Annotated in this window: 9 protein-coding genes and 1 tRNA gene; 4 read left to right on the forward strand and 6 right to left on the reverse strand. The window is 37.5% G+C overall.

The window, feature by feature from the left end; translation table 11 throughout:
* Positions 1-227: 227 nt before the first annotated feature.
* The 6 genes from JYB62_RS17335 to JYB62_RS17360 all read right to left on the reverse strand — a co-directional run bounded on the left by JYB62_RS17335 (position 228) and on the right by JYB62_RS17360 (position 8180).
* Complete coding sequence (locus tag JYB62_RS17335) at positions 228-1247, reverse strand: PorP/SprF family type IX secretion system membrane protein (RefSeq protein ID WP_317194685.1); 1020 nt, start codon at positions 1245-1247, stop codon at positions 228-230.
* Positions 1244-3523, reverse strand: a complete 2280-nt coding sequence (locus JYB62_RS17340) for a PKD domain-containing protein (RefSeq protein WP_205646674.1) — start codon at positions 3521-3523, stop codon at positions 1244-1246. The genes JYB62_RS17335 and JYB62_RS17340 overlap by 4 nt, the downstream gene beginning before the upstream one ends.
* A gap of 147 nt (positions 3524-3670) precedes the next feature.
* Positions 3671-4942, reverse strand: a complete 1272-nt coding sequence (locus JYB62_RS17345; RefSeq protein WP_205646675.1) for an adenylosuccinate synthase — start codon at positions 4940-4942, stop codon at positions 3671-3673.
* A gap of 155 nt (positions 4943-5097) precedes the next feature.
* Positions 5098-5445, reverse strand: coding sequence for an STAS domain-containing protein (locus JYB62_RS17350; RefSeq protein WP_205646676.1), 348 nt, complete (start codon positions 5443-5445; stop codon positions 5098-5100).
* Entirely contained in the window at positions 5442-5912 is a 471-nt protein-coding gene (locus JYB62_RS17355) for a Fur family transcriptional regulator (protein WP_074226581.1), read from the reverse strand. The genes JYB62_RS17350 and JYB62_RS17355 overlap by 4 nt, the downstream gene beginning before the upstream one ends.
* 54 nt (positions 5913-5966) lie before the next feature.
* Positions 5967-8180 carry a RelA/SpoT family protein gene (locus JYB62_RS17360; protein ID WP_205646677.1) on the reverse strand — a complete coding sequence of 738 codons (2214 nt, stop codon included), beginning with the start codon at positions 8178-8180 and terminating at the stop codon, positions 5967-5969.
* A gap of 165 nt (positions 8181-8345) precedes the next feature.
* Between JYB62_RS17360 and JYB62_RS17365 the strand changes: the two genes are divergently transcribed.
* The 4 genes from JYB62_RS17365 to clpX all read left to right on the forward strand — a co-directional run bounded on the left by JYB62_RS17365 (position 8346) and on the right by clpX (position 11822).
* A tRNA-Leu gene (locus JYB62_RS17365) sits at positions 8346-8430 on the forward strand.
* Between the two features lie 86 nt (positions 8431-8516).
* Positions 8517-9845, forward strand: a complete 1329-nt coding sequence (gene tig, locus JYB62_RS17370) for a trigger factor (RefSeq protein WP_205646678.1) — start codon at positions 8517-8519, stop codon at positions 9843-9845.
* A gap of 75 nt (positions 9846-9920) precedes the next feature.
* Positions 9921-10592 carry a ClpP family protease gene (locus JYB62_RS17375; protein ID WP_205646679.1) on the forward strand — a complete coding sequence of 224 codons (672 nt, stop codon included), beginning with the start codon at positions 9921-9923 and terminating at the stop codon, positions 10590-10592.
* A gap of 3 nt (positions 10593-10595) precedes the next feature.
* On the forward strand, positions 10596-11822 hold the full coding sequence (gene clpX / locus JYB62_RS17380; RefSeq protein WP_205646680.1) for an ATP-dependent Clp protease ATP-binding subunit ClpX: 1227 nt from the start codon (positions 10596-10598) through the stop codon (positions 11820-11822).
* Positions 11823-11834: the final 12 nt, after the last annotated feature.

An 11834-nucleotide genomic window follows, 5' to 3' on the forward strand; every position in this document is an offset into this window, starting at 1 on the left:
TCCGCCGTTCGCGTCGTTTGGGAGTGCAAATATCCTACTTTTATCCGTAACAACAATATCATTCCTCAAAAAATATCTCCCCCTAACATAAACCCCTGAAAAAGAAGAATAAAAATTTTAGGAAATACATTCTATTGCATTTGTATAAAATCAGATGACCTGATTTATATTTAATTTTGATAATGATTAATAAAACAAATTATAATTTTATTCGAGCTATTTAATCACTAATATCTGAAGGTAGGAAGCTCCGGATAGTACTTTTTGGAAGGGTCTTTACTGGAAAAAACATACCTAATCGAAATTTCATGGGCACCTCCAGAATATTTTTGACCCAGCTTAGAAATAGAGAAATCAAAGCTGTATCCAAACTCCATTCTATTATCTAAACGAACACCAATCAATGAAATTATAGACTCATTATTAGGTAAACTATACTTTGTAGGAAGCCCTCTATACCAAATTCCGAGGACTAATGGTTCAAAATAAAACTCTGACCCTATGTCTAATTGTGAAAATTGCCCCTGCTTTTTATAATTAAACGCAAACGAAAGGGAGCGTTCCTGATCCGTATTATTAAAATAATCATTGATATCCCCAGGAGCCATATCAAATTTAACTCCTCCTTGAAGAGAATATTTTAACGCAAGTTTGTTTCCATCCATTTCCAGGTAACTGATTTCCGGTCCTAATAAATGAAAAGCAGAAACCCCAAACCAAAATTTGTCATCATAATAAAGCAGACCAGTATGAAGATCAACATCTCTTAACCTACTATCCCCTTCAAAACCATTTCCCGGCGAACCAAGAATCACTCCTCGATCGATATCCAACTGGGTACCTAAGACTACCTGATCAAATAATGCATCTCTTGCTACAAAAGAACCTTGAAAGCCTGCATGTAAAAACCTACGGTCTCCTAAACGAAGTCTATAACTATACAAAAGTCCAATTTCATGCACTTGACTTTGAGTAAAAGATTCCCTTGCCCCCGAAATACTAATTCCAATCCCGGAATTATATTTTTCAACGAAATGATCAGCATAGGCAGTATAAGCAATAAAGCTTTGGTCTAATGAAGGCCATTGACTTCTAAAGTTTACCCCAAGCCTTGTCAACCCCGTGCTTCCCACAAATGCAGGGTTTAGGTAAAGTGGATTTGCATAAAACTGACTATACTGAACATCCTGCGCCCATGCAGAAGTCATTTGTAAAACCATTAGTAAAAAAAGTAACCTTCTCATCATCTGATTAATCTGAATTTACCTGTCTTTGTTACTTTTTCACCATCAATGGCTATTCCATTAAATCTATATATGAAGATGCCGGCATCCAGTAATTTCCCATCCAACTTTCCATCCCAGCCTTCGGTGTCTATGGCATCTGTTTGAAAAATCAATTCCCCCCAAGTATTGAAAATTAGAAGTTCCATACTTTCTATACCTTTAAACTTGGGTACAAAAGTGATGTTTTCTGTTTCATTGGGGGTGAAGCCTGAAGGAAACATGACTCTATAACTTCTGGTTATTGAAAGCCTTTTCGTGGATGTAGCCAAACAACCCAATTCGTTTTCCACTGTCAAAACAATATCATACTCGCCTTTTGCTCCATACACGTGTGTTGGATTTTCCAACTTACTGGTACTTCCATCACCAAAATCCCAACTCCAAATCACCGATGAATCATCTGACAGATTATTAAATTGGATCACATCGTCTGGAAAAATTCCTCCATCCATATCCCCAGTAATTCCAGAACCCTGTACTTCAAACTCAAAATCGGAAACGAGCTCTTCTTCCAATATGATTATTTCTATTAAAATAGGATTGGAATAACAATCCAGACTTTTTGGCTTCACTGTTAAATCATAGTTTCCGGAAACTGCAACTTCCTTCAGTTGTTCGTTTTTAAATGAAATCCCATTTCCAGTAAGCAAGTAATCATAGATGGACAGATCAAAGCCCTCCAAGTAAGATGTCAAATCAATTGGTTCACCTGGTATACATCCTACAATTGGATTTTCAATATCATAGGTGGGAGCTTCGGGATAGGTAACTTCAATTTCATTGGATGAAATAGAACAGCCTCTTTCATTAAAACCTACAATGGTATAAATCCCCGACTCTTTAACAATATATTCTAACCCTTCTGCCCCGGGAATTTTAACTCCGTCCTTCCTCCACTCTATTTGTGAATAATCAATTTCATTTATCCCCTTCAGTAAAACCGTCTCTCCTCCACAAAGAAAAATATCTTCTACTCGCTCTTCTCCTTCTGCCTGAACCAATTCCATAGGAGGAGGTGAATCAAGAATTTTGATAGTTAATGAATTCCCTTGAGATCTTTTTCCATAATTATCAGTAACGGTATAATAAATAGAAACCTCTTCCCCTACATATTCTAAATTAGGGGTAAATAAAAATCCCCCCGACTCATCAGTTGCCTGAAATATTCCTTCAGGCATCACAAGCAACCTGTTTTCTTCATTGCATTTTGCTTGTTCACAAATATCCTCAGAGATACCTTCTATCTCTTCCAAGGTCCTAAAAAACTGAAGACAGGAAATAGAAGAATTATCATTTAACAACTCCACCTGCTCTTCCGTGATATAAAATGAATTTTCGGTAGCTGCGCAGGATTCCCAATCTGAAATATCAGAACCTTCCGGATTCAATAAATCTTCATCATTTGCAACTTCCACTATCAAATTTCTTATCTCATGGAAATTTGTAAATCCTCCCGTAGAAGCAGAAAAACCAAGTTTCAAATTCTGAGGAGCTATATAAGGGAATGGAACATCCTGAAAAATAGTAATGGTCCGGTGCTTATTTTGTTCGACCGTATAATCCATCACTAAGGTGATTAAATACCCTATCCCACTCGGGTTTGGAGTCAAGCTGATGTTTGCTTTTCTATATCCTGGCTGATTCAAGTCAGTTACTCTGGTCGTACCTATACCACCAGAACTAATTGGGAAAAACTGGTCTTCTGCCAATCCATCCGGTCCTGAATCCATGGTCTTTTTACCTTTTATAAATTCATATCCAGAAAATCCATTTCCAGGACCTCGTATGACGATGCTATTGGGAACATAGCTTGTTCCTGCTCCAAGAAAGCCTCCGTTTTTACCTTCTGCAGTATTTCCAAAGTTACCAAACTCATCAAAACCCACCCCCATATAAGCTCCGGCAAGCCCCGGTTCGTCAAATCTTTTTGAATAGCCCAAGGAACCACCAAACCCTCCTATAGAAAAATTTGGAACCTCGGCATCAAATAGGAAAAAAGCCAGCCCATCCGCCCCATTTCCTCCATAACTAAAAAACTCAAAAGAAGTCTTAATTCCATAAGCTGAAGAAAAGGGAATATCTATATAAACATAACCTCTCTGGTCAACCTGGTTATTGGTAAGCCTCAAAGCGCCTTCCACTAATTGAGCATCTGCACCCAATATGGTAGTAGGCTGAGTTATTTTTGAGTCAAATGTCTCGCAATACGGAAACCCCGATTGAGCAAAGACATTCATCTTAGCTATAAATAATAAAAGAGTAAAAAAAGCAATTTTGGTTCTCAAAACACGATCATTTGTGTTTCTAAAATAAGATTAAAAAATCTCAGAAATAAAAAAGCCTCCAGTTTTAAACTGAAGGCTTCCAAATCTTTATTTGAATGGCTATTTAAGAATGGTCTGACTTCTGTCTGGCCCTACTGATACTAAATTAATTGGGACATTTAGTTCCTTCTCAAGATAGCTAACATATTCCTTCAATTCTGCTGGGAATTTCTCATATGAATCAATTCCTTCCAAAGAACAGTTCCAACCTTTTAAGGTTTTATAAATCGGCTTCACATCTTGTTCCGAAATCTCAAAACTTAAACGATCAATTTTCTCTCCAGATGGCAATTCATAATGGGTACAAACTTGAATCTCTTCGAAGATATTCAGCACATCAGCTTTCATCATGAATAATTGAGTGACTCCATTGATCATGATCGAATATTTTAATGCAGGAAGGTCTAACCAACCACATCTTCTAGGTCTTCCCGTAGTACTTCCAAACTCATTCCCTTCTTTTCTCATAGCCTCTCCAGTCTGATCAAATAGTTCAGTTGGGAATGGACCACTTCCTACTCTTGTACAGTATGCTTTGAAAATACCGAATACTTCTCCGATTTTGGAAGGAGAAACTCCCAAACCAGTACATGCGCCAGCTGTCATAGTGCTACTACTGGTCACATAAGGGTAAGAACCAAAATCAATATCCAATAATGATCCTTGAGCTCCTTCAGCCAAAATCTTTTTATTCTCTGCAAATGCGTCGTTGACTACGTACTCACTATCAATCAAATTCAAGGTTTTGAAGAATTCAATTGCTGCAAAGAACTGTTCCTCCATTTCCGCTAAGGCATCAATGGGATGATTAAAGTGGGAAAGAGTGTTTTTGTGCTTTTCTACTAAAGCAGTGTATTTCTCATTAAAATCAGCACTCAAAATATCTCCTACCCGTAAAGCAGATCTTCCAATTTTATCTTGGTAAGTCGGGCCAATACCCTTCAAGGTAGATCCGATTTTCTTATCGCCTTTGGATTGCTCATAGGCTGCATCGAGCAATTTATGGGTGGGAATAATAATGGTAGCCTTTTTAGAGATTACTAAATTCTTTTTGTAATCAATTTTGAATTTGGCCAATCCATCAATTTCTTTTTTAAGCACAATAGGGTCTAGAACTACCCCATTGCCAATAATATTTAATATCTGGGAACGGAAAATACCAGAAGGAATCTGGTGTAAAACATGCTTTATTCCATCAAATTCAAGTGTATGACCTGCATTAGGTCCTCCTTGGAATCTAGCTACTATTTCATATTGTGGTGCGAGAACGTCTACAACTTTTCCTTTACCTTCGTCTCCCCATTGGAGCCCCAGAAGTACATCCATCTTCATTTGATGTGCGGTCTATCGTTTATGCTAAAACTTTTTGAGGCGTGAAATTTGCAATAAGCCCATAGAAAACCAAGACTTAGACACAATTTATTATTGCAGCCTCTCATATTTCAGGGGTTTTCAAATAAAATCCTACTACTTTAAAAGTAAAAGATTTAAGAAGCTTTCTCCTTTTTAAAAGCCTCTACCGATTCATATACCGTAAAAATATTATTCAGCTTGGTAATGATCAACAATTTTTTGACATGCTCGGAAGGGGCAGCTAAATACACTTCTCCTCCCACATTTCTCATTTTGGTCAACATAGTGATTAATAGGCCAATACCACTAGAAGAGATATATCTCACTTCGCTTAAGTCGACTACAAACGTTTTTACGCCATCCTCAATAGCATCTGATACGACCTCTACTAATTGAGGCCCTGTTTCATCCCCAATTAAATCCCCTTTAATAAAGAGATAAGTGGCAAGATCATCCTTGCTGGTTGTATAGGTTAATTTCATTCTTCAGCTTTTTTATTTTCGCAATTGACTTTTTTACAATTGCCATATAGAATCAAGGAGTGGTGTAGAACCTGAAAATCTAAAATATCAGCAACGGTATTTTGAATATTTTGAATGCGTGGATCACAAAATTCCAACACTTTATTGCATTCAACACAAATCAAATGGTCATGCTGCTTATATCCGTATGATTTTTCAAACTGAGCTAAATTTTTTCCAAACTGATGTTTGGTCACCAAATCACACTCCACCAGCAAATCCAAGGTATTATATACAGTGGCTCTACTAACTCGGTAATTCTTATTCTTCATACTGATATAAAGAGACTCTACATCAAAGTGTCCAGTTCGGGTGTAAATTTCTTCGAGGATCGCATATCTTTCCGGCGTCTTACGGAGTTTTTGATTCTCCAGATACGCGGTAAATATCTTTTTCACCTCTTCGAAATGCGTGGTATTCAAAGGCATTTTGAGCTAATTTTTTCAAATATAACTTTTGTACGGTAGAAATAATTCAAATGCTTAATCAAACCTTGAAACCTTGTGGATTCCTTCTACTTGGGACAAGTTTTTCATGAGTTCATCTAAATGTTCGGTACTATGCACATATAACTTGATCGTTCCTTCAAAAATTCCTGCATCAGAATCTACCGTAATGGATCTCATATTCACTTTCAATTCATTGGAAATCACCTTAGTAACGTCATTGATCAACCCTACTCTATCTGTTCCGATAATTCTGAGTCCCGCGAGGAAAGCAATTTCTTGTTGACTGGTCCATCTCGCTTTGATCACTCGATTTCCATGATTAGACAAAAGTTCCAAAGCATTGGGACAAGAAGTTCTATGAATTTTTATTCCTTCATTGACGGTCACAAAACCAAAAACATCATCACCTGGAATTGGATTACAGCATTTTGCAAGAATATAATCCACTACATCCATGTCTTCCCCTATCAATAACTGATCATGATCGGGTCCCTTCAGACTTTTGATTTCTTTGGTAAAAGTCGATTCATCTTTCACCTTTTCCTGAATCGCTTTGCTCTTGAGTTTCTGGTTTTCTTTAAAAGTTTTAAAAGACTTAATAGATTTGGGATCTATTATTCCCTTACCCAATCTGTAATAAAATTCATTGGCGGTTTTTAATTCAAAATAGGCCCGAAGTTTATCGACCGCTTCAGAATTGAATTCCATTTTCATCTGTTTCAGCTTCCGCTGCAAAATCTCTTTTCCATCCAAAATCGCGGATTTCTTTTCCTCCCTCAGCGCATCTTTGATCTTTGCCTTTGCTCTGGATGTAACTACCGTATTGAGCCAGTCCTCTGTAGGCCGCTGCTTATTGGAAGTTAAAATCTCTACCTGATCTCCATTCTTTAGTTTGTGTGAAATAGGCACCAGTTTTTGATTCACTTTTGCCCCGATACATTTCGCCCCGATCTCAGTATGGATTTCAAAGGCAAAATCCAACGCAGTGGATCCAAATGGCAATACTTTCAAATCTCCTTTAGGAGTAAAAACAAAGACTTCTTCATGAAAAAGATTTCCCCGGAAGTCATCCATAAATTCGATGGCAGAACCATCATTAGACTCCAATAAACCTCTGACCTGAGATATCCAATCATCCAAACCTGCTGTAGATTTGGTGCTGCTATCCTTATATTTCCAATGAGCGGCATACCCCCTCTCTGCAATTTCATCCATTCTTGTGGATCGTATTTGAACTTCTACCCACTGCCCGGTATTACTCATCACAGTGGTATGTAAAGACTCATATCCATTGGAGCGAGAAGTACTGATCCAATCCCTAAGTCTATCTGGGTTTGGATGATAAAAATCTGTTACGATGGAATACACTTGCCAACAATCTGCTTTCTCATTCTCAAGATCACTATCTAAAATAATACGAATGGCAAATAAGTCATACACTTCCTCAAATGGAATCCCCTGCTTCTTCATTTTGCTGTAAATGGAATAAACAGATTTAGGCCTCCCTTTGATGACAAAATTAAATTTCTGCCTAATCAACTCATCTTCAATAGGCTGTATAAACGACTTGATAAATCGATTCCGAATACTTTTAGACTCATTGATTTTCTGAACTATATCCATATAGGTTTCAGTATCTGTGTATTTCAGATAAAGGTCTTCCAGTTCAGATTTAATGGAATACAAACCCAGACGGTGCGCCAAAGGAGCATAGAGATACATGGTCTCTGAAGCTATCTTCAATTGTTTGTGTCGAGGCATACTCTGAAGCGTCCTCATATTATTGAGTCGATCGGCCAATTTAATCAGGATAACCCGTACATCATCAGATAGGGTCAATAGCATTTTCCTGAAATTCTCTGCTTGCTGCGAGCTACCATAATCAAAGACTCCTGAGATTTTGGTTAACCCATCAATAATGGACATCACTTTCGGGCCGAACTCCCTTTCAATATCCTCCAATTCCCACTCTGTATCTTCTACAACATCATGCAAGAGTGCTGCAACGATAGAGGTGGTCCCAAGCCCAATTTCTTCTACGCATATCAAGGCTACCTCTAAAGGGTGATATATATAAGGCTCACCAGATTTCCGCCTCATTTCCTTATGCGCTTCCTGGGATACATTAAAAGCCTTTTTTATAATTTTTGTATCCCCAGGCTTGAGCACAGGTTTAGCCTGTCTCAACAAACGTCGATAGCGCTTGAGAATTTCTTTTCGTTCTTCTTCTACATCCACTTGGATCATACAAACCTATTTTTATTTCAAAAATGTATGCTATGAAATTATTTGCCTAATTCTTTTATTTTTTTTTCGAGACTTGTTGCATTTTGAAAATTACTATTTACCTTTGCATCCACAATCAGGAAACGGAATGAAATATCCATGATTTTCGCTCCGATTGTACCATTAGCGGATGTGGCGAAATTGGTAGACGCACTAGACTTAGGATCTAGCGCCGCAAGGCATGGGGGTTCGAGTCCCTCTATCCGCACCAATACCGAACCCTCAATCACTCTACTGTTTGACAACAGGAAGGAGATTGAGGGTTTTTAGTTAATCATCATAATAAATTCAAACGCCTTGGAAATCTCAATAGACAAGCATTCAGCAAATCAAGCTTTAATTAAAATTAAACTAAACGAAGCAGATTACCAACCAAAGGTAGATGCGAAACTGAAAGACTATGCCAAGAAAGCCAATATCAAAGGTTTTAGACCTGGCAAAGCACCGGTTTCCATGGTGAAAAACATCTATGGCACTTCTGTTTTGGTTGAGGAAATCAATTCAATCTTAGGAGAGTCATTAAATAACTACCTAAAAGAACAAACTTTTAAAGTTCTTGGTGAGCCTCTTCCAGTAGAAAAAGAAGACAATTCTATTGATTGGAAAACTCAAAAAGAATTTGATTTTGATTACAAAATCGGTTTTGTAGAAAGCATTAAAGTACCTTTGGACAAAAAATTCAAAGCAACAAAATATTCCATCAAAGTAGATGACAAGTTAGTAGAGGAAACGATCGAAAACTTGAAATCCCAATCTGGAAAAAGTACCAATCCTGAGGTAAGTGAAGCAGGTGATCACATCTATGGTGATTTGACTGCTACAGAAGGCGGTTTTACCAAAACTCTTTCTTTGGACTTATCTAAAATCACTAAAAAGCTTGCAGGCAAATTCATTGGCATCAGCAAAGATGCCGTAATAGAATTTGATTCTAAAGATGTGAAGAAAGCACAATGGAAAGATGCTTTTGGTATGTCTGATGAGGAAGTTGAATCTGCACAAGGAACTCTTACTTTCACAGTAAAAAACATTAATAGAACTGAAACTGCAGAAATGAATCAAGAATTTTTCGATAAAATTTTTGGTCCAGATGTAGTGAAGTCTGAAGAAGAATTTGTTGCTAAAGTGAAGGAAACTCTTCAAGGTAATTACGACAGGGAATCTAAAGTATTCACCGAAGAAGAGCTGAAAAAAACTTTAACTGAGTCTGCAAAAGTTGAATTGCCAGAGGAGTTCTTAAAAGAATGGTTGATCCGTGCCAATGAAGGAAAAGTTTCTGCTGAGGATGTAGAGAAAGAATTCCCTATGTATGCGAAACAACTTGTTTGGTCATTGATTTCCAATCAATTAGCTACTGAAAACAAGATTCAAGCTGAGCATGAAGATGTAATTGCTAAGACCAAAGAAATGATCCGTGAGCAATTTGCTTCTTCTGGATTAGGTTCTCAAATGGAAGACAGCATGGACATGTTTGTAGACAATTACCTTAAAGGTGAAGAAGGACAGAACTACATGAATATGCTTACTTCAGTTCAGAATGATAAAGTACTTGCTTTTGTTCAAGAAACTGTTGATATGAAAGAAAAAGAAATTTCTATCGATCAGTTCAAGGAACTTTTAGAAAACTAATTTGATTATTGCTATCATAAAAAAGCCCTTATTTAAGGGCTTTTTTTATTTTTGTTTACCACAACAAACTCGAATATGATCAATAAAGAAGAATTCAGAAAATACGCCATCCATAATCAAGGCGTAAATGGTACGGCATTTGACCAATACACCCAGCATATTGAAAATATGACTCGATCTGTGATCGAGGAGCGTCCACAGAATTTCCGTGAAATTGATGTCTTCTCTAGATTGATTATGGATCGTATTATTTTCCTTGGAACAGGCATCGACGATCACATTGCAAACATCATTGTTGCTCAGCTTTTATTCTTGGAATCAGTAGACTCCAAAAAAGATGTGTTGCTTTATGTCAATAGTCCAGGAGGCTCTGTAACAGCAGGTTTGGGAATTTATGATACGATGCAGTACATTGGACCTGACGTAGCGACTATCTGTACAGGTATAGCTGCATCTATGGGAGCTGTGTTACTAGCAGGAGGAGCAAAAGATAAGCGATCAGCTTTGCAACATTCAAGAGTAATGATTCACCAGCCTTCCGGGGGAATGCAAGGACAGTCTAGAGACATGGAAATTTCCTTGAAATTGATTCTTTCCATGAGACAGGAATTGTATCAGATTTTAGCAAATCATACCGGTAAATCCTTTGATGAAATCGAAAGAGATTCAGATAGAGATTATTGGTTGAAAGCTCCAGAGGCCAAGGAATATGGTCTGATTGATGAAGTTTTAGTAAAAAAACCTTAAGTAATGGCTCAAGTTACCTGCTCTTTTTGCGGTAGAAATAAAAAAGATGTAGACCTGATGGTTTCGGGTATATCTGCCCATATCTGTAATTTCTGCATCGAACAAGCTCATTTGATTCTTGGTGAAGAAGATAAAACCAAAAAATCAGAAGGAGCCCAACCTAAATTCAAATTAAAAAAGCCAAAGGAACTAACTTCCTTCTTGGATCAATTTGTTATTGGACAGGATGAAGCAAAAAAAGTGCTAACCGTAGCGGTATACAACCACTATAAAAGGCTTTCCCAGAAAGACGAAAAAGATGATGTCAAAATTGAGAAATCAAATATCATCATGGTGGGTGATACAGGTACCGGAAAGACTTATTTAGCTAAAACTTTGGCAAAAATTCTTGAAGTACCTTTTTGTATTGCAGACGCAACGGTATTGACGGAAGCTGGGTATGTGGGAGAAGATGTAGAAAGTATTCTTACTAGGTTATTGCAGGCAGCAGATTACAATGTGGAAGCGGCTGAGCGAGGTATTGTGTACATTGATGAACTGGATAAAATTTCCAGAAAATCAGATAATCCGTCCATTACAAGAGATGTCAGCGGAGAAGGTGTACAACAGGCCATGTTAAAGCTTCTGGAAGGAACAGTAGTAAATGTACCACCACAAGGAGGCAGGAAACACCCAGATCAAAAGATGATTGCCGTGAATACGGAAAATATCTTATTTATCTGCGGTGGTGCTTTTGACGGGATTGCCAGACATATTGGAAAAAGACTCAATACTCAACCGATGGGATTCAGTAAGAATAATGCTGGCCCTTCTGCGGATAGAGAGAATTTATTGCAATATGTTACTGCCCAGGATTTAAAAGCCTTTGGATTGATTCCTGAATTAATCGGAAGACTTCCTGTGCTGACTCACTTAGATCCATTGCATAAAGATTCCTTGAAAAGAATCCTTACCGAACCTAAAAATGCATTGGTAAAACAATACTCAAAACTTCTTGCTATGGAAGGAGTGAATATTGTGTTTGAGGATAGTGCCATCGAATTTATTGTAGACAAAGCAGTAGAGTACAATTTGGGAGCAAGAGGATTGCGATCCATTTGTGAGGCGATTGTTACCGATGCGATGTATGAAATCCCATCTGATGAATCAATCACTGAATTGATCATTGATGGAAAATATGCTCAAAGTAAATTTGACAAGTCGAAATTCAAACGACTTCAGGTTGCATAATTTAAGCTTAAA

It is taken from the genome of Algoriphagus lutimaris, from assembly GCF_017051705.1.
Classification (GTDB): Bacteria; Bacteroidota; Bacteroidia; order Cytophagales; family Cyclobacteriaceae; genus Algoriphagus; species Algoriphagus lutimaris.

Bases quoted from the DNA above. Each gene is read 5' to 3' on its own strand.
- JYB62_RS17345 (WP_205646675.1), bottom strand. From the start codon at position 4,942: ATGAAGATGGATGTACTTCTGGGGCTCCAATGGGGAGACGAAGGTAAA.
- clpX (WP_205646680.1), top strand. From the start codon at position 10,596: ATGGCTCAAGTTACCTGCTCTTTTTGCGGTAGAAATAAAAAAGATGTA.
- JYB62_RS17335 (WP_317194685.1), bottom strand. From the start codon at position 1,247: ATGATGAGAAGGTTACTTTTTTTACTAATGGTTTTACAAATGACTTCT.
- JYB62_RS17360 (WP_205646677.1), bottom strand. From the start codon at position 8,180: ATGATCCAAGTGGATGTAGAAGAAGAACGAAAAGAAATTCTCAAGCGC.
- JYB62_RS17350 (WP_205646676.1), bottom strand. From the start codon at position 5,445: ATGAAATTAACCTATACAACCAGCAAGGATGATCTTGCCACTTATCTC.
- JYB62_RS17340 (WP_205646674.1), bottom strand. From the start codon at position 3,523: ATGAATGTCTTTGCTCAATCGGGGTTTCCGTATTGCGAGACATTTGAC.
- JYB62_RS17355 (WP_074226581.1), bottom strand. From the start codon at position 5,912: ATGCCTTTGAATACCACGCATTTCGAAGAGGTGAAAAAGATATTTACC.
- JYB62_RS17375 (WP_205646679.1), top strand. From the start codon at position 9,921: ATGATCAATAAAGAAGAATTCAGAAAATACGCCATCCATAATCAAGGC.